The 17,358-nt window shown below is 64.6% G+C and carries 22 protein-coding genes and 1 tRNA gene; 5 read left to right on the top strand and 18 right to left on the bottom strand.

Going from position 1 to position 17,358, the window contains the following annotated elements; genetic code table 11:
• Positions 1–59 precede the first annotated feature (59 nt).
• Complete coding sequence (locus tag N7422_RS18035) at positions 60–287, bottom strand: hypothetical protein (RefSeq protein WP_279807824.1); 228 nt, start codon at positions 285–287, stop codon at positions 60–62.
• 15 nt (positions 288–302) lie between these two features.
• On the bottom strand, positions 303–1,454 hold the full coding sequence (locus N7422_RS18030) for a Bcr/CflA family efflux MFS transporter (protein ID WP_279807823.1): 1,152 nt from the start codon (positions 1,452–1,454) through the stop codon (positions 303–305).
• Between the two features lie 106 nt (positions 1,455–1,560).
• Between N7422_RS18030 and N7422_RS18025 the strand changes: the two genes are divergently transcribed.
• Entirely contained in the window at positions 1,561–2,334 is a 774-nt protein-coding gene (locus tag N7422_RS18025) for a helix-turn-helix transcriptional regulator (RefSeq protein ID WP_279807822.1), read from the top strand.
• Here N7422_RS18025 and N7422_RS18020 read toward each other — a convergent pair.
• The 5 genes from N7422_RS18020 to N7422_RS18000 form a co-directional block, all read right to left on the bottom strand.
• Positions 2,313–3,146: an AraC family transcriptional regulator gene (locus N7422_RS18020; RefSeq protein WP_279807821.1), complete on the bottom strand. Its 834-nt coding sequence runs from the start codon at positions 3,144–3,146 to the stop codon at positions 2,313–2,315. The genes N7422_RS18025 and N7422_RS18020 overlap by 22 nt on opposite strands.
• Positions 3,143–3,457: an AzlD domain-containing protein gene (locus N7422_RS18015; RefSeq protein ID WP_279807820.1), complete on the bottom strand. Its 315-nt coding sequence runs from the start codon at positions 3,455–3,457 to the stop codon at positions 3,143–3,145. Before N7422_RS18015 ends, N7422_RS18020 begins: the two co-directional genes overlap by 4 nt.
• Positions 3,454–4,152: an AzlC family ABC transporter permease gene (locus N7422_RS18010; RefSeq protein WP_279807819.1), complete on the bottom strand. Its 699-nt coding sequence runs from the start codon at positions 4,150–4,152 to the stop codon at positions 3,454–3,456. The genes N7422_RS18015 and N7422_RS18010 overlap by 4 nt, the downstream gene beginning before the upstream one ends.
• 126 nt (positions 4,153–4,278) lie before the next feature.
• Positions 4,279–5,565 carry a HAMP domain-containing sensor histidine kinase gene (locus N7422_RS18005; protein WP_279807818.1) on the bottom strand — a complete coding sequence of 429 codons (1,287 nt, stop codon included), beginning with the start codon at positions 5,563–5,565 and terminating at the stop codon, positions 4,279–4,281.
• A complete protein-coding gene (locus N7422_RS18000; protein ID WP_279807817.1) occupies positions 5,562–6,302 on the bottom strand; it encodes a response regulator in 741 nt (246 codons plus the stop codon). Before N7422_RS18000 ends, N7422_RS18005 begins: the two co-directional genes overlap by 4 nt.
• 219 nt (positions 6,303–6,521) lie before the next feature.
• Here N7422_RS18000 and N7422_RS17995 point away from each other — a divergent pair, with 219 nt between their 5' ends.
• Positions 6,522–6,797, top strand: coding sequence for a DUF2790 domain-containing protein (locus N7422_RS17995; protein ID WP_279807816.1), 276 nt, complete (start codon positions 6,522–6,524; stop codon positions 6,795–6,797).
• Complete coding sequence (locus N7422_RS17990) at positions 6,787–7,332, top strand: thioredoxin family protein (RefSeq protein WP_279807815.1); 546 nt, start codon at positions 6,787–6,789, stop codon at positions 7,330–7,332. Before N7422_RS17995 ends, N7422_RS17990 begins: the two co-directional genes overlap by 11 nt.
• A 46-nt stretch (positions 7,333–7,378) precedes the next feature.
• Here the strand turns inward: N7422_RS17990 and N7422_RS17985 are convergent, their stop codons facing one another.
• From N7422_RS17985 to N7422_RS17950, 8 genes are all read right to left on the bottom strand, one after another.
• On the bottom strand, positions 7,379–8,338 hold the full coding sequence (locus tag N7422_RS17985) for a glutathione S-transferase family protein (RefSeq protein WP_279807814.1): 960 nt from the start codon (positions 8,336–8,338) through the stop codon (positions 7,379–7,381).
• Positions 8,339–8,435: 97 nt separating this feature from the next.
• Positions 8,436–9,419: a glycosyl transferase family protein gene (locus tag N7422_RS17980; RefSeq protein ID WP_279807866.1), complete on the bottom strand. Its 984-nt coding sequence runs from the start codon at positions 9,417–9,419 to the stop codon at positions 8,436–8,438.
• Positions 9,420–9,433: 14 nt separating this feature from the next.
• Complete coding sequence (locus N7422_RS17975; protein WP_279807813.1) at positions 9,434–9,769, bottom strand: TusE/DsrC/DsvC family sulfur relay protein; 336 nt, start codon at positions 9,767–9,769, stop codon at positions 9,434–9,436.
• A complete protein-coding gene (gene tusB, locus N7422_RS17970; protein ID WP_279807812.1) occupies positions 9,766–10,062 on the bottom strand; it encodes a sulfurtransferase complex subunit TusB in 297 nt (98 codons plus the stop codon). Before tusB ends, N7422_RS17975 begins: the two co-directional genes overlap by 4 nt.
• Positions 10,062–10,421 carry a sulfurtransferase complex subunit TusC gene (gene tusC, locus N7422_RS17965; RefSeq protein WP_279807811.1) on the bottom strand — a complete coding sequence of 120 codons (360 nt, stop codon included), beginning with the start codon at positions 10,419–10,421 and terminating at the stop codon, positions 10,062–10,064. Before tusC ends, tusB begins: the two co-directional genes overlap by 1 nt.
• 1 nt (position 10,422) lies before the next feature.
• Positions 10,423–10,815: a sulfurtransferase complex subunit TusD gene (gene tusD / locus N7422_RS17960; RefSeq protein WP_279807810.1), complete on the bottom strand. Its 393-nt coding sequence runs from the start codon at positions 10,813–10,815 to the stop codon at positions 10,423–10,425.
• An 86-nt stretch (positions 10,816–10,901) separates the two neighbouring features.
• Positions 10,902–12,281, bottom strand: coding sequence for a uracil-xanthine permease family protein (locus N7422_RS17955; protein WP_279807809.1), 1,380 nt, complete (start codon positions 12,279–12,281; stop codon positions 10,902–10,904).
• A 221-nt stretch (positions 12,282–12,502) separates the two neighbouring features.
• Positions 12,503–13,174: a Bax inhibitor-1/YccA family protein gene (locus N7422_RS17950; RefSeq protein ID WP_279807808.1), complete on the bottom strand. Its 672-nt coding sequence runs from the start codon at positions 13,172–13,174 to the stop codon at positions 12,503–12,505.
• Positions 13,175–13,321: 147 nt separating this feature from the next.
• On the opposite strand from N7422_RS17950, the gene N7422_RS17945 reads away from it, so the two are divergent.
• A tRNA-Ser gene (locus N7422_RS17945) sits at positions 13,322–13,409 on the top strand.
• 446 nt (positions 13,410–13,855) lie between these two features.
• Here N7422_RS17945 and N7422_RS17940 read toward each other — a convergent pair.
• From N7422_RS17940 to N7422_RS17930, 3 genes are all read right to left on the bottom strand, one after another.
• On the bottom strand, positions 13,856–14,581 hold the full coding sequence (locus N7422_RS17940; protein ID WP_279807807.1) for an META and DUF4377 domain-containing protein: 726 nt from the start codon (positions 14,579–14,581) through the stop codon (positions 13,856–13,858).
• A gap of 490 nt (positions 14,582–15,071) precedes the next feature.
• The gene (locus tag N7422_RS17935; RefSeq protein WP_279807806.1) at positions 15,072–15,257 is read right to left on the bottom strand and encodes a hypothetical protein; all 186 of its coding nucleotides are present in this window, start codon (positions 15,255–15,257) and stop codon (positions 15,072–15,074) included.
• Positions 15,258–15,596: 339 nt separating this feature from the next.
• Complete coding sequence (locus tag N7422_RS17930) at positions 15,597–16,508, bottom strand: LysR substrate-binding domain-containing protein (RefSeq protein WP_279807805.1); 912 nt, start codon at positions 16,506–16,508, stop codon at positions 15,597–15,599.
• A gap of 103 nt (positions 16,509–16,611) precedes the next feature.
• On the opposite strand from N7422_RS17930, the gene N7422_RS17925 reads away from it, so the two are divergent.
• Positions 16,612–17,316 (top strand): SDR family oxidoreductase, encoded by a 705-nt coding sequence (locus N7422_RS17925; RefSeq protein WP_279807804.1) that lies wholly within the window; start codon positions 16,612–16,614, stop codon positions 17,314–17,316.
• The last annotated feature ends 42 nt before the right edge of the window (positions 17,317–17,358 follow it).

Raw genomic sequence — 17,358 nt, 5'->3', positions numbered from 1 at the left:
GCAAGGGACCACGATCTCTTGCAGGAGCGGCCTTGTTTCGCAAAAGGGCTGCAGAAACCTCAGCTACGAAAGCGTGGCAGCGGCCGTTCGATGTTCAGCGAAGTCAGGGTCTTGCGCACCTGGGCTTCTTCGGCCTCCAGCGCCTTCAGGCTGGCGCGGATCTTGCCGGCGGCGGGCACATCGCCTTGCCGGTCGATCCAGTCGGCGATCTCCTTGCAGGCACTGCTCAGGCAGGCCTGACGCTGGCTCATCAGCGACAGGAGGGTGGTGATTTCTCGTTCGGACATGGCGCGATCCTCCGTTCAGCCCCTTGAGTGTAGCAGCGGCCGGCCAGGCTGCTCGTAGCCGATGGCCAGTGCCCAGGCCGCCACGGCACAGGCGAACAGCGTCGCTCCCAAAGCCTGGCAGGCCCCCGCCAGCAGCATGCCCGCCCCGATCTGCAGGTAGTAGAACAATCCGAACAATGCCCCGGCGCTACCGCGGCAATCGCCGTAGGCGGCCAGTGCCGAGCCCAGTACCAGCGGGATCGCCATGGCGAAGGCGCACAGCACCAGCGTCATGGGCACCACCGTCCACAGGCTGTCGCCCAAGCCCAGCACCGCCAGCGCCGCCAGCAGGTCGAGCAGGCAGGCCAGACGCAGCAGGCGACCGGCGTTGATTCCTCGCCGCAGTAGTCGCCCATTCAGGCGGGCCCCCAGCACCGAGCCGAATGCCAGCGCTGCGCCGGAATAACCCATCCACTGACTGGCCCCGAGTCGTTCGAAGACGAATGGCGCCAGGCTGTACCAGCTGAACACGCTGATGTTGAACACTGCCACCAGGGCACTGGCCCGCAGCACATGACGGTCGCTCAGCAAGCGTCGCAGCACGTTGGCCATGGTCGGCGTGAATAGCGAGGTCGGGCGTGTTTCGGGCAACCCTCGCCAGGTCCAGGCGAGCAACAGCAGAGCCATCAGCAACTGGCCGGCGAGCACGCCGTGATAGCCGGACAGTCGGTCCAGCCAGGCGCCAGTGATCAAGCCAAGCGCCGGGCTGAGCGCCAGGCAGGCGCCGATCAGGGAGAACACCCGGGCCAGTTCCGCGCCGTCGTGGCGATCACGTAGCGCAGTCTGAGTCACCACCGAACCGGCCGCTGCGGCGAAGGCCGCGACTATCCTCGCCAACAGCAGCTGGGCAAAGCTTATCGCCAGCAACGCCGCCAGCGCGGCGCAGGTGTACAGCACAAGACCTGTGAGCAAGGCCGGGCGTCGGCCCCAACGGTCGCACAGACGCCCCCAGGTCAATACACCCGCAGCGAACGCGACGAAGTACAGCGACAGCGTCAGTGACGCGTCGGCGGCGTCGACCGCGAAACCCTCGGCCAGTGAGACCAGGGCGGGGCTGTAGAGGGTTTCGGCAACCTGCGCAAACATCAGCAGGGCGGTGGCCAGTGCCAGCCAGGAGGGGGAGCGCATGGAGCGAATGCCTTGGAACGAGAACGGGAGGCCATCGTAGGGGTTCTGCACTGTGGGCTATTATCGCGATTCCGCTTATTTATCGTTGAAATCGGACAACGCTATCGTGGCCTGGCTGCAACCTGACGCACATTTCGACCCTGATGCCTTCGATGCCCCGGTAGTGGGTATCTGTTCGGCCTTGGGCGATCACGACTCTGGCGAACACCGGCATGGGCGCGGGCAGGTGCTGTTCACCCGCCAGGGCTGTGTCCGCATCCAGGCGCCCGGTCGCCTGTGCCTGCTTCCACCGACCCAGGCGGCGTGGATTCCGGCAGGGTTGGCGCACCGGGCGCGCATGCGCGAGACGGTGGACTATCGCTCGCTCTATTTCAGCCCGACGCTCGGTGAGCGACTGCCCCGGGAGGTCACGATCCTCAGCGTCAATCCATTGTTGCGCGAGCTGCTCGAGCGGATTGCCCAGGCGCCGTTCGACACGGCATGGAGCGCCGGTGCGCAAGCGCACCTGCTGGCGCTGTGCCTGGACGAGCTGCAGCGGGCACCTCGCCAGCCGATGTTCCTGCCGCTGCCGGGCGACCGGCGCCTCGCCGGGCTGGTCGAGCGCCTGGACCAACTGCCGCCTGCCTTGGGCGAGCTGGCGCGGCATGTCGGCGCCAGCGAGAAGACCATCAGCCGCGTACTGCGTCGAGACACCGGTATGTCCTACCAGCAGTGGCGGCAGCAGTGGCGTTTGTTGCGTGCCGTGGAGCAGCTGGCGTTGCAGCGACCATTGGGCGATATCGCCGAAGACCTGGGGTTTGCCAGCGACAGCGCGTTCATCGCGTTCTTTCGCGGCATGACCGGGACCACCCCGGGGGCCTATAGCGCCAGGCAAGCCTGACGATAAGCCCCGGGAGGGACGCCATAGGCCTGCTTGAACTGGCGACTGAGGTGGCTCTGGTCGGCGAAGCCGAGGGTGAAGGCCACCTCCAGGGCCGGCAACCCGCTGCGCAGCAGCTCGCGGGCACGGGCCAGGCGGCGCTGCTTGAGCCAGGCATGCGGTGGCAGGCCGGTGGCCTGGCGGAATACCCGGGCGAAGTGAAAAGGAGACAGATTCACCGCTGCCGCCAGGGCCTCCAGCGAGGGAGGGGCGGCGAGCTGGCTTTCCAGCAGCTCGCGCGCGCGGGACACGGCCAGCGGCTCGTTGCCAGGGGCGGCGGGTTCGGCGCAGTGGCCGTGGCGCTGCACCAGCGCCAGTACCGCCTGGCGCCAGGCGGTCTGCTGTTCCAACGCGCTGGCATCGGACTCGGAGAGTTGGTGCAACTGGCTGAAGGCTGCGGCCAGGGCAGGGTCCTGGATCACGCTGTCCTTGAAGCGGGGTAGGCCGTTGCGGCCTAGCTCCAGTTCGTCGAGTACGCCGGTGACCCGTTCATGCTCGGGGTAGAAGCCACGGTAGCGCCAGCCGGCCTCGTGGGCTGTGGCGCCGGTGTGCAGTTCGTCGGGGTTGATCAGCACCATGCTGCCTACCGGCGCCAGGTGCTCGCTGCCACGGTGCCAGAAGCGCTGGGCGCCGGATTCGATCACGGTGAACACGTAGCCTTCGTGCACATGCGGGGCGAAGCGTTGCTGAATGTAGCGAGCGTGCAGCATCTCGACGTCGCCGAGGGCGGGCGCCTGCCACAGGTGAGTCTGTTCGCGCAGGGGCGTGCTCATGCCAGCCAGCTGCGCAGGAGGAAGAAGATCAGCATGCTCGCCAGCATGCTCAGCAACACGCTGCGGGTCAACAGCACCAGGGCGATGGCCACCAGCGAACCAAGCAGGTAGGGGTTCAGTGGGCTGAGGTCGAGCTGGTGACCAGGCAGGAAGATGATCGGCCCGCAGATCGCCGTGAGCATGCCGGGCACGGCGAAGCCGAGGAACTGCCGGGCATTGGAGCTCAGGCGCAGGGGCAGGCGCGGTTCGAGAAAAGCGTAGCGGTTGAGGAACACCACCGCGCCCATGGCAACGATCAGCAGCCAGATCATGAGCGGCCTCCGGAGAACTTCTGGCAGACGAAACCGGCGGTCATGCCCAGCAGGCCTGCCGCCACCAGGGCGGTTTCCCAGTGCCAGTGGCTGAACAGCACCGAGCAGAACAGCGACACCGCCACGCACACCACCGTCGGCAGGTTGCGTACCAGCGGCGCGATCAGGGCGACGAAGGTGGCGACGATGGAGAAATCCAGGCCCAGCCGGTCCAGGTGTGGAATGTTCTGGCCAAGCACGATGCCGGCCAGGGTGAACAGGTTCCACGCCACATAGAAGGTCAGGCCGACGCCCAGGGCGTACCAGCGATTGAACTGCTGCTGGTCGTGGTGGCTGGTCAAGGCGAAGAACTCATCGGTGAGCAGAAAACCCAGGCCCAGTCGCCAGCGGGTCGGCAGGCCCGACAGCACCGGGCGCATCGACAGCCCGTAGAGCAGGTGCTGCGAGGTCAGCAGCAAGGTGGTGAGCAGAATCGAGAACAGGTTGGCGCCACCCTTGAGCATGCCGATCGCCACCAACTGCGCCGCGCCGGCGAAGACGATGGCCGACAGGCCCTGGCCTTGCCAGGCACTGAGATCGGCCTCGATGGCCATGGAGCCGGCGAGCAGGCCCCAGGGCGCGACGGCCAGTGACAGCGGCAGGATGGCGATGGCGCCGTGGAGGAAGGCTTGGCGGGCGACTGGCGGGCTGGACATGGGACGACAACGAATCGACAGGGCAGACCAGCATGCCAGAGTGCCGCGGGAGTGGCTTGAACGATCTTGCTTTGTTGTCGCCTGTGCCGGCGAAAGGGCTGCACGGCAGCCCCGGCGGTGGTGGATTCAGCGCAGCTCGACCTGCGCGCACAGCCCGCCTTCGGCGCGATTGCGCAAGGTCAGGCTGCCGCCCATGGCCTGGGTGAGCTGCTGGGCGATCGCCAACCCCAGCCCGGTGCCGCCCGTGCTGCGGTTGCGCGACCCTTCGACGCGGTAGAACGGCTTGAGCACATCGTCCAGCTCCGTTTCAGGTATCCCCGGCCCATTGTCGAGCACGCGGATCAGCGTCACGCCGTCCTCGCACCCCACCTCCAACTGCGCGGCGCCAGCAAACTTCAGGGCGTTGTCGACCAGGTTGACCAGTACCCGGCGCAAGGCGTGGGGTCGGGTCTGCAGGGTCGCCTGGGTGCTGCCGCGCCGGTCGACCTGCGCGCCGCTGTCCTGATAATCGAACACCAGGCTGTCGAGGAAGGCATCGAGGTTGACCCGGCAGGGTGCCTCGGTGCTGCTGTCCATGCTGCGGGCATAGGCCACGCCCTCGCGCACCAGATGTTCCATGGCATCCAGGTCGTGCCACAGCTTGTCCTTTTCCAGGCCATCGTCCATCTGCTCGACCCGCAGCTTCATGCGGGTGATGGGGGTTTGCAGGTCGTGGGAGATAGCGGCGAGCAGTTGCATGCGTTCCTTGAGGTAGGCGGCGATGCGTGCCTGCAAGGCATTGAAGGCCACGGCGGCGTAGCGCACCTCGCGCGGGCCGCTTTCGTCCAGTTGGGGCCCGGGGTTGTTCGGGTCGAGGGTGTCCAGGGCTCGGATCAGGCGGGTCAGCGGGCCGATCGCCAGGCGTACGGCCAGCCAGGTGCAGGCCAGCAGCAGCGCCAGCTGGATCAGCAGCACCACCGGCAGCCAGGTGGCCACCGGCACCGTGGCGGGGGTGACGTCGATGGTCAGCGGCGCGCCGTCGGCCAGGCGCAGGTGCGCCTGGAAGTGCGCGCTGGGGCCGGGGATCTCCTGGAAAGTCAGTGCGTAGCGATCGCCGATGGCCTTGACGATGGACTCGGCGGCCATGGGTGGGTCGGCGCTGGGCATGGCTTCTCCGGGCAGGCCGCCGTCGAGGCGGTAGCGATAGGTGCGCCGTTCCAGGCGTGGTAGCCAGGCCGCGCGCTCGGCGGCGGGCAGGCGGTCGAGGATGGCCACCGAGGTCGAGACGTCCAGCTCCAGGTTGCTGAGCATCATCGAACGGCTGCTGACGTAGCGCTCATAGGCTTGCAGGCTGAACGACAGGCCGTAGGCCAGCACCAGCCCGGTGAAGAAGATCAGCGCCAGGCGCGAGGCCAGGGTGCGGGGCCATTTCATGCCGGCGGCTCCAGCAGCTGTACCGGCAGCGAGAATACATAGCCTTCGCTGCGCACGGTCTTGATGCAGGTAGGCTCGCGGGCGTCGTCGCCCAGGCGTTGGCGCAGACGGCTGACCAGCAGGTCGATGGAGCGGTCGAAGATGTCCGCCTCGCGGCCCTGGGTGAGGTTGAGCAGCTGCTCGCGGCTGAGCACCCGCTGCGGGTGGTCGAGGAACACGCGCAGCAGGCGATATTCGGCGCCGGACAGCGCCACCAGGGTGCCCTCCTTGTCGAGCAGGTGGCGGGCGGTGGTGTCCAGGCGCCAGGGGCCGAAGGCGAGCAAGCGGCTGCTTTCGCTGATGGTCAGGTTCGGCGGCAGCATGCGTGTGCGGCGCAGCACGGCGTTGATCCGCGCCAGCAGTTCGCGGGCGGAGAAGGGTTTGCTCAGGTAGTCGTCGGCGCCCATCTCCAGGCCGACGATGCGATCGGTCTCGTCGTTGCGCGCGGTGAGCATCAGCACCGGTGTGTTGCGGTGCTTGCCGGCGCGCAGCTCACGGCACAGCAGCAGGCCGTCGTCGCCGGGCATCATGATGTCGAGGACGATGAGGTCGACAGCGTTGTTTTCCAGGAACGCGCGCATCTGCCGACCATCGGCGACGATGCTGGTGCGCAGGCCGTTCTTCTTCAGGTAGTTGCCGACCAGCTCGCGGATCTCGCGGTCGTCGTCGACGACCAGGATGTGATCGACGTGTTCCATCGGGGTGTCCTTGTGCGGGGGGATGGGCGCAGTGTACCGAGCGGATCCGGGCTTGCCTGCCGTGGTTTGTATTGCAGTGTATCTGGCCCCGGCGCAGATACAGACGCAAGCACATCACCCCACCGGTGGACACAAGCAAGATACCTGTCGGGCGTGAAATGGCTCTCGACCGGGGAGCGATGCCTCCCCATGCCACGACCTCGTTCCAGGAGAAATGCCATGAACCTCAAGACCCTCGCCAGTGCCGCCCTGTTCGCCGTCCTCGGCCTCGGCGCCCTGGCTGCCCAGGCCAGCAGCAGCTCGCTCAATGATGCCAGCGTGATGCAGTACCGCTACGGCGACCGGCTGGATGTGAAGAAGGTGCTGTCGGTGAAGGATGACCGCAGCAATACCTGTGGTCCGGTGAAAACCCGCATGGACTACCTCGATTCCCAAGGCAAGGCGCAGAGTGTCGAGTACCGCTCCTACGCCACCAGTGGCTGCCATGACAACTGAGGTGCGTTTCAGGCGCCGCCTGCTCAAGGCCGGCGGCGTGGCCCTGGCGCTGGTCGGGCTGGGCCTGGCGGGGCATCTGCTGGCCCGGGACAGCTACGGCCCCATGCCGTCGCTGGCCGGCGCAAGCCAGTGGCTCAACTCGCCGCCGCTGGATGGCCCGGCGCTCGAGGGCAAGGTGGTGCTGGTGGATTTCTGGACCTACGACTGCATCAACTGCCGGCGCAGCCTGCCCCATGTCAACGATTGGGCGCGGCGCTACGCTGAGCAGGGGCTGGTGGTGGTCGGCGTGCATACGCCGGAATACGATCACGAGCGTGATATCGGCCATGTGCGGGCGCAGGTGAGGCAGCTGGGCATCGAGTACCCGGTGGCGGTGGACAACGACTATCGGATCTGGAACGCCTGGGGCAACCAGTTCTGGCCGGCGCATTATTTTGTCGATCGCAAGGGGCAGGTGAGGCATGTGCACTTTGGCGAGGGCGACTATGCGGGGCAGGATCGGGTGATCCAGGCATTGCTCGACGAGCGTGGGTAGAGGCGGGCGTGTGCCGTGAAAGGGCTGCAATGCAGCCCTGGTTTGCTCACCCTTTCCAGATCCCTTTTCCTGGCAGCCGCTGCCGATCATGCGGCAGGTTGAAGTCCTGCAGCGGCCCCTTGGGCACGATACCGTTCGGATTGATGGTCTTGTGGCTCATGTAATAGTGCTTCTGGATATGCTCCATGTTCACCGTGCCCGCCACGCCCGGCCACTGGTACAGCTCGCGCAGCCAGTTGGACAGGTTCGGGTAGTCGCCCAGGCGGCGCAGGTTGCACTTGAAGTGGCCGTGGTACACCGCATCGAAACGCACCAGTGTGGTGAACAGGCGCACGTCGGCTTCGGTCAGGTACTCACCGGCCAGGTAGCGCTGTCGATCCAGCAATGCCTCCAGCCGGTCCAGTTCGTTGAATACATCGTCGAAGGCGGCCTCGTAGGCGTCCTGCGAGGTGGCGAACCCGGCGCGATAGACGCCGTTGTTCACGGCTGGATAGATGCGTTCGTTGAGCGCGTCGATGGTGGCGCGCAGGGGTTGTGGATACAGGTCCAGCGTGTTGCCGGTCAGTTCGTCGAACGCGCTGTTGAAGATGCGGATGATCTCCGCCGACTCGTTGTTGACGATGCGTTGCTCTTTCTTGTCCCACAGCACCGGCACGGTCACGCGGCCCGTGTAGCGAGGGTCGTCCTGGGTATAGCGCTGGTGCAGGTACTGCAGCGCATCCAGATGATCGCCGGTCGAGCCTTGCTGCTGATCGAAGGTCCAGCCATGCTCGCCCATCAGCCAGCTGACCACGGAGACGTCGATCAGTGGCTCCAGGCCTTTGATGGCGCGGAAAATCAGGGTGCGATGAGCCCAGGGGCAGGCCAGCGACACGTACAGGTGGTATCGGCCGGCTTCGGCGGCGGGCAACTGATTGCGGCGTTGGGCGCTTTCGCGCTGGAAAGTGCCGTCCTTGCTGGTCTGGTACCACTGGTCTTGCCAGCGTCCATCGATCAAAAGGCCCATGTCGGAGCTCCTCGGAACAAAGTCGTTTGTCGTTGGAGCTCAGTCTAGAGAAAACCGTTCGAATAAATAGCGCAAAGAATGCGCGCTTCTCATCGACTTATTCGATGTCTTGCCGTGTTGCCCAATAGGTGCGGGCGATATTGAACGCCTCCTCGCGAGGCTTGCCCAGCCCGCGCAGGGCGAGGGCCATGGTCGCGACCACCGCCATTTCGCCATAACTGTCATCAGCCTCGGCGTGCCATACGGCGAGCAGGTGCTCCGGTTGCAGGGTCGCGGGCTTCACATGGCGCTGGGCGCTGAGTGCCGGCCACTCTTCATCCCAGGCCTCACCGGACGAGGTGCCGTAGAGGTGGCTGATGACATCCGGATTGACCTCGATCTCGCCACCGTCACCCTTGATCACCAGTGCATGGTCACCGAGCAGTCGACTGGCTTCGCGGTGTACCGCCTGGTAACCGGGATGGAAGATGCTCTGCAGGCCGCAGCGGGCCGCGAGGGGGTTCAGGACCCGAGCCAGGGAGTGGATGGGCGAGCGCAGGCCGAGGGTGTTGCGCAGGTCGATCATGCGCTGCAACTGTGGTGCCCAGTCGTGCAGTGGGACGAAGGCCAGGCGTCCGCTGTCGAGGGCTCGTCCCACGGCGGTCCAGTCTCTACACAGTGGGATCTGCAGCAGGTCGAGCAACTGTTCGGTGTACAGCCGCCCGGCGGTATGCGCGCCACCTCCGTGCATCAGGATGCGCACACCGTTGCCTGCCAGACACTTGGCTGCCAGCAGATACCAGGGCAAGTGGCGCTTCTTGCCGGCGTAGCTGGGCCAGTCGAGGTCGACGGCGATATTCGGTGCTTGCAGATGAGCACGCAGCGCTTCGGTGAAGCCCGCGAGCTCTTCGGCGCTCTCTTCCTTGTGTCGCAGCAGCATCAGGAAGGCGCCCAGCTGGGTGTCCTCGACCTTGCCTTCGAGCAGCAGGGTCATGGCGGCGCGGGCTTCTTCGCGGGTCAGGCCACGGGCGCCACGCTTGCCTTTGCCGAGGATGCGCACGAATTCGGCGAATGGATGTTCGGCCGGGGTCTGCAGTGTCAGGGGGCGTGGTTCGTTCATATGCAGTTGGTCGGCTTGGGCAGTCCCGCCAGCTTGGCGGCGAGTTTGGCGGGGGTGCCATTGAACAGGCGGTTCAGGTGCGGGCTGTTGCCTTTGTCCGCGCCGAGCTTGAGCGCGGTGTACTTGATCAACGGGCGGGTGGCCGGTGACAGCTGGTACTCCTGATAGAACTGGCGCAGTAGCGCGAGGATTTCCCAGTGGTCCTCGGTCAGCGCGATACCTTCGCGTGTGGCGAGGGCATCCGCGACGTCACGGGACCAGTCCCGCAGGTCGACCAGGAAGCCGTCCTTGTCCAGGGCGATGGCATGATCGCCGACGGTCAGGGTACTCATAGCCAGCTGTTGACCTTGTCGTAGTGCAGGGTGAGCTCGACGAAGGCTGGGTAATCCACGGCCCGGGCCAGGTCGCTGGCGAGCGCGCGGGCCTGCAGGTCCTCGGTGAGGGCGAACAGGCGATCGTCCAGCGCGGCGGCTTGCAGGGCTTGCCAGGGTTCACTGCCTTGGGTGAGAGCGTAGGTGGCGTCGCCGCACAGCAGCAGCGCGTCTTGTGGGCCCAGCAGGCGCAGGCAGCTGGCCAGGCGCTCGTCACCGAAGGGGGAGTGGGCGATTACGTGCAGGGTCGTCATCAGAGCGTTACCACCTGGTCAAAGCGGGCAATCAGCGCAGTCAGCGCGGCGTCGTCTAGCACCTCGACCGGCAGGCTCAGCGAGCCGCCATCCAGGCCTCGGCGAGCCAGGCTGTAACCACAGGCGAACAGTTCCTCGACACCGAACATCGGCAGGGCCTGGAGATTGGCCGCCAGGTTTTTCTGCTCCAGGGCATCGGGTTGCTGCTGTGCGGCCAGTTGGAACACGCCGTCATCGAGGAACAGCATGCCCAGCGGCAGATCGAAGGCGCCGCCGGCCAGGGCGATATCCAGCGCCTCACGGGCGCCTGGGCCGTTCCAGGGGGCCTGGCGGCTGATGATCAGCAAGGACTTGGCCATCTCAATCACCTCCGAAGCAGACCAGGCGATCGGCCTGTTGTGCGGCTTCGTGCAACTGGCCGAGACCGGACAGCTCCCACATGATCGGCAGATTGACCGCCGGACGCTGGTAGCGATTGGCTTGCGTGTCATCGAGCACGCCCCGGCGCAAGGCGGCGGCGATGCACACCACCGCATCGAGTCGGTGTTCGTTGACGAAGGCGCGCCACTGCGCGGCCACGTCCAGTTCGTCCTGCGGCGCGACAATATTGGCCGAGGCGCTGTGTACCCCGTCCTGATAGAAGAACAATCGGGCAATTTCATGCCCGCCGGCCAGCACTGCCTCGGCAAAGCGCAGGGCGCGGCGCGAGGAGGGCGCATGGGCCGGGGAAAAAACCGCGATGGCGAATTTCATGGAACGCTCGTGCGAAGGAATTCGGCCATGATAAAGCAAAAAGCCCGCACGGGTGGGCGCGGGCTTTTGGGTCAGGCGGGTGCGGATCAGGCCTGCTCCTTGCTCTCCGGCAGGAACCAGTTGAGCACCAGGGCACAGATGCCGCCGGTGGCGACGCCCGATTCCAGCACATTGCGCAGTGCCGATGGCATATGCGCAAGGAACTCAGGGACCTGCGCCACGCCCAGCCCCAGCGACAGCGACACGGCGATGATCAGCAGGGCGCGGCGGTCGAGACGGGTGCTGGCGAGGATATTGATCCCCGACGCGGCCACCGCGCCGAACATCACCATGGCTGCCCCGCCGAGCACAGGCTCCGGCACGGCCTGGATCACCCCGGCAACGCTGGGGAACAGGCCCAGCAGGATCAGCATGACCGCGATCCAGATACCGATATGGCGGCTGGCGATGCCGGTCAACTGAATCACACCGTTGTTCTGGGCGAAGATCGAACTGGGGAAGGTGTTGAACAGGCCGGCCAGCAACGAGTTGGCACCGTTGACCAGTACGCCGCCCTTGATCCGCTGCATCCATACAGGACCTTCGACCGGCTGGCGCGAGACCTTGCTGGTGGCGGTCACGTCACCGATGGCTTCCAGGGCGGTGACCAGATAGATCACCAGCATCGGGATGAACAGCGACCAGGAGAAGCCCAGGCCGAAATGCAGCGGTGTCGGCACCTGGAACAGTGCGGCCTGGTGCATGCCGGTGAAGTCCAGGCGACCCAGGTAGCCGGCCAGGGCATAGCCGACGGCCAGGGCGATGACGATGGCGCAGCTGCGCATCCACACCACCGGGATACGGTTGAGGATGACGATGATCGCCAGGACCACGCCTGACAGCAGCAGGTTCTCGCCATCGGCGAAGGTGCCGTTGGCCATGGCGCCGAAGCCGCCGCCCATGCTGATCAGGCCGACCTTGATCAGGGTCAGGCCGATCATCAGCACGACGATGCCGGTGACCAATGGGGTGATCAGGCGCTTGACGAAGGGCAGGATGCGCGAAACGCCCATCTCCACGAACGATCCGGCGATGACCACGCCGAAGATCGCCGCCATCACGCTTTCTACCGGCGTGCCTTGCTTGACCATCAGCGCACCGCCGGCGATCAGCGGCCCGACGAAGTTGAAGCTGGTGCCCTGGACGATCAGCAGCCCGGCGCCGAAGGGGCCGAAGCGCTTGCACTGGACGAAGGTGGCGATACCCGAGATCACCAGCGACATCGATACGATCAGGTTGGTGTCTCGCGCCGACACGCCCAGCGCCTGGCAGATCAGCAGGCCCGGCGTGACGATTGGCACGATGATGGCCAACAGATGTTGCAGTGCCGCCAGCAGGCCGATCAGCAGGCGTGGCTTGTCCTCGAGGCCAAGGACCAGTTCATTGGCAGGCGCCGCCGCGCCCGGGCCGTGTTCGTGTGAACTCATGGGAAATGCTGCCCCGGAAGAAAAAAGGAGCGCATTCTACGGGCTGAAAAGCCATTGGGGTAGAGGCAAGCACGATGGCCACACGATCGGGGAGGAAACAGGCAGTAAGCTGACTTTTAGGTCAATGTCTCTTTGCTCATTCACTGGCCCGGTTGCCTAACCCACAGGTACGAAAAAGCCCGCCGAGGCGGGCTTTTTCGCGGGGCGCTCAACTGATCCGGTCAGTCGTCGCGGCCCATGATGCCGAACAGCTGCAGCAGGCTGACGAACAGGTTGTAGATCGATACATACAGGCTGATGGTCGCCATGATGTAGTTACGCTCGCCGCCATGGATGATGGCACTGGTCTGGAACAGGATGCAGACCGACGAGAACAGCACGAAGCCAGCGCTGATCGCCAGTTGCAGGCCGCTGATCTGGAAGAAGAAGCTGGCGACCACGGCACCCAGCAGGACGAAGAAACCGGCGGTGATGAAGCCGCTGAGGAAACTCATGTCCTTGCGGGTGATCAGCACGTAGGCCGACAGGCCACCGAACACCAGGGCGGTCATGGCGAAGGCCGAGCTGACTACCTCGGCGCCACCGGCCATGCCCAGGTAGCGGTTGAGAATCGGGCCGAGGATGAAGCCCATGAAACCGGTGAGGGCAAAGGTAGACACCAGGCCCCAGACCGAATCACGCAGCTTGGCGGTGAGGAAGAACAGGCCGTAGAAGCCGATCAGCACGACGAAGATGTTCGGGTAGCCGACACGCATCTGCTGGGCGACGAAAGCCATGACGCCGCTGAAGGCGAGGGTGAGGGCCAGCAGGCTGTACGTGTTGCGCAGGACCTTGCTGACCTCCTGCTGCTCGACCTGCTGGCCGTGTTGGACGGCATAATCCTGTTCGCGCATGGCGCACTCCTTTGGGGTGAGACCGCGGTTCGGGACCTGCGGTATTGGAACGTATGATGCGGAGCATATCAGAGCTGCCGCAACCCGCGACACAGAGAGTTTGACAGCTTGTTTCATTACGGTATGATTGCCGCCGCAAAACCAGCTGGAAGCGTGGCCGAGTGGTTTAAGGCAACGGTCTTGAAAACCGTCGATGGGCAACTATCCTAGAGTTCGAATCTCTACGCTTCCGCCATATTCAAAGCCCTGATTATTCAGGGCTTTTTGCGTTTCTGGGGCACAGAAAAACTACCCATGGGAACACCCTTGGGAATGGTTTATTTCGGAAACGCTTCCGATACTTTGCTAGTTGCTCCAGTTCGGCGATAAGCCCGTTCGGTAATGTCGCCTTTTGAGCGCGCGGCCGTGCAGTGGTGCCCCATAAAAGACAGGAGTCTGGCAATGCCCAAGTGGCTGGAGCGTATTCGAGGGTGGCTCACGCCGCGTCGACGGTTCTGGATAGGCGCAGGCCTGTTCGCAATGACCATTGTCGTGCCGGTGATGAGCCCAGGAACGAGCGTGAGTTTCCTCTTGGGGCCTGCGAGTGTCCTTTTGGTCGGTGCTTTCATGCCTGTGGCGAACGGGAAGCAATGATCGCCGTCGAGTTGCAGGCCGGTGGATGCCGGCCTGCCTCTGCTGCGATTACTTGCGTTTGCCCGAAGTGTCCTGCTCGACCACCAGGTCCAGCACGTAGACGTTCGATGGGGCGTCAGCTGGCGGGTTCTTCCACTCGTACTGCTTCACCCGCAGCACCGTGCGCACGCCGTCACGGTGCTCGTAGCCCTCGATGGACTGGTACAGCGGATGCCAGGTGTCCTGAGTCGGCAGTTGCAGGCCGGCGTCGTCATAACGGCGTTCGCGCACTTGCAGGCACTCATAGTTCGGGATCAGCGGATGACTGCATTTGACGGTCTTGGCGGCTACTTCCAGGAATTTGATCTCGCCCTTGCTGCCGTAACGGGTCTGCGGGGTGGCTTCGCCCTGGAACTTCAGTACCGAGCCGTCCTGGGTGGTCAGCTGAAGCACCGGCTCCGAGGTGTCGCCGCCGATAGCGGCGCGCAAGTCGCCCTTGAGCAGGCGACCGACCTGGGTATCCACGTCCATCAGAGACTTGTCGCAGGCCATCAGGGTCGAGGCCAGTGACTGTACTTTCAATACGCCGTCCTGATAGCTGTACCCGCCGAACTGGGTGTTGCAGCCGCCGCTGATATTCAGGTTCTTTTCGGCGAAGCTCAGGCGTAGCTTGCGCTCGATGCCTTTGGTCAGGGCGTCGATGGGGGCGCCCGAGGCCTCGTTGGCCGATACCAGGTTCCAGTAGTAAGCGGTCAGCTCTGGCTGGGCGGCGACAGACGAAGTGGAGGCGGGCATGGAGGGCGATCCTTCATGGGAAGTGGAAGCCGGGGTGCACGCCTGGAGCAGGGCGGCACAGACGGCAACGAGGAGAATGTTCTGTTTCATGGTTCGCTCTTTCAGCCTTGTTTGAATTGGTGCGGCATTCTCCGCAGGCGGGATGCACGCGCCGGTAAACCGGGGTATCGAGGCCGTTCAAGGATTGTCACGCGGCGCGGATCCTGCCCGGCCTTCTGGTCGGGATGGGCGGCCTCTGCCGTTACCGATGGCAATCGGACAGCATTCACGCCGTTCGGTTTCATGAATGGGCTGCCTGGGGAGTGTTACTAGATTTTACGAGGTGGTTCGCATGCCTCGTGAATCCTGAAGTGGCGATCGACAGGACCTGGCCGGACGGCTGTACGTCAGCCGCTCGACCAGCGCGCCGGCGCTGGTCGTATCAGTGACGGCAATGCTTGTCGAGGGCGCTTGCTGGTTACGCTACTGCTGCGCCTGGCAGCTGAAACGATCACTGCAACGTCGTCGGCTTCAATGGTTCGGGCGTCCTGTTCAACCCCTCTTCCAGCGTCGCAATCACGCGAGCCAGGCTCGCTGCTTTTTCCAGTTCGCCTTGTGCTTCGAGCCTTGCGTGATCCCGCCGCATGTTCAGCAGGCATTTCTGCAATCCGAGGGCCGAGGTGTCGTAGTTATCCATGTCGTTCTCACATGCCTTGGCATCCGTGCCGTTGTAGGAAAGACTCGACGGTATCAGTTCAATCCACCCTTCAATACTGATTATTCATACACCGACAGCCGTTGCGGCTGAAGCGTCCTACTAGTGCGCAGGAATAGTCTTACGAAACAGTAGGTATGAGTATTTCCACTTGCTTCCGCCTGCTCAGCGCCAGGCCTTTCCTGGCACGCCTTGGCGCTGAACGGCTGGCTTGGCGCGAGGATCGGAGCAGGGCATGGCTTACCACACCATGCTGAAACGATATGTTGCAATTGGCTATCCGAAGGCCACCCTCTGGGCGTTTGCATCTGTACACAGCGTTCAGGCCTGGGCTTTCGCTTCGCTTTCCAGCCAGCGTGCCACTTGTTCGGCGGCAGACCCCGGCTCCGGCGTGTGATCTGCGAGCAAATGAAACCCCGCGCTGCTGTGCAGTTCGTGTTCTTCCAGCGCCAGCACCAGCGTGCCGGCCTTCAGGGCGTTTTCCACCAGCAGGCGAGGCACCAGGGCGATGCCCATGCCTTGCTCGGCGGCTTCGATGGCGAGAATGGTCTGGGAGAACACAGGGCCGTTGAAGCGGGTGCCGGGCAGCGCATGGTGGTCGAACCAGCGTTTCCAATTGTTGTGGCTATCGGAAATCAGTGGCTGCCGGACCAGGTCGATGGCCCGCTGCCACTGATGTTCGCCACGCAACGCGGGCGCGCAGACGGGTACCGCCACGCCGGGCAGCAAGGGCAGGGCATAGGACTCGGCAAAAGGCGGCGCCCCCCAGCGCACTGCCAGGTCGACGGCCCCCTTGCCGCTGAGTGGCCGGGTGCTGTCGGAGGCGTCGATCATCACGGCCACCTCAGGGTGCGCCTGAGCCAGCTGGCCCAGGCGCGGGATCAGCCAGCGACTGGCAAAGGCCGGCGTGGTGCTGAGCAGGATCTGCCGAGGGTCGTGCTGCCTGTCACGCTCCAGCAGTTCGCCGGTGGCGTCTTCGATGATGTCCAGGGCCAGGCGCACGCGGGCGAGATAGTCGGCACCGTCCCGGTTGGTCCGCAGGCCACGGGGCAGCCGTTCGAACAACGGGCGCTCGAGCTTGGCTTCGAGCGTGCGCACCTGCTGGGCGACAGCACCGGGGGTGACATGCAACTCGTCGGCCGCAGCGCGGAAACTGCCCAGGCGGGCGGCTGCCTCGAATGCCGTCAGGTGATTGATGATGGCGGGGGCGTTGCGTCGCTTGGGAGCGCTCATCCGGTAGATTTCCTGCAGGCTCGTGCCAGTATTTGTGATTGGTGCGGTCAAGCGGATTCTGGCTTCATGCACCTACCTGATCAACTCCTGAAAGGAACGGCACATGGCTTCTCAGAAAGTGGCAATCATCACCGCAGGTGGCAGTGGCATGGGCGCCGAGGCCGCCAGGCGGCTGGCCGCCGATGGCTTCAAGGTCGCCATCCTGTCCTCGTCCGGCAAGGGCGAGGCGCTGGCGGCAGAGCTGGGCGGCATTGGCGTGACCGGCTCCAACCAGTCGGTAGAAGACCTGCAGCGTCTGGTCGACAGCGTGATGCAGCGCTGGGGGCGGGTCGATGTGCTGGTCAACAGTGCCGGTCACGGACCGCGTGCGCCTATCCTCGAGCTGACCGACGAGGACTGGCATCGTGGCATGGAGGTGTACTTCCTCAACGTGGTGCGTCCGACTCGGCTGGTGACGCCGATCATGCAGCGGCAGAAGGGCGGCGCCATCATCAATGTCTCGACTTTCGCGGCCTTCGAGCCGGATCCGACCTTCCCGACCTCGGGGGTGTTCCGCGCCGGGCTTGCGGCCTTCACCAAACTGTTCGCCGATCGCTACGCTGCCGAGAACATCCGCATGAACAACGTGCTGCCGGGCTTCATCGACAGCTTGCCGGAGAAGGAAGAATTTCGTAGCCGGATTCCCATGGAGCGTTACGGCAAGGCCGAAGAGATCGCGGCGACTGTCAGTTTCCTGGCTTCCGAGGGCGCGGGATACATCACCGGGCAGAACCTGCGGGTCGATGGGGGTATCACCCGGTCGGTCTGAGTGGCGCCCGGCGCATGCAGCCGGGCGGCGACTTCCGTTAGC

It is taken from the genome of Pseudomonas sp. GD04091, assembly GCF_029836165.1.
GTDB lineage: Bacteria > Pseudomonadota > Gammaproteobacteria > Pseudomonadales > Pseudomonadaceae > Aquipseudomonas.
Note: the sequence above shows the minus strand (reverse complement) of the source record. Positions and strands in the feature narration are given on the sequence as shown.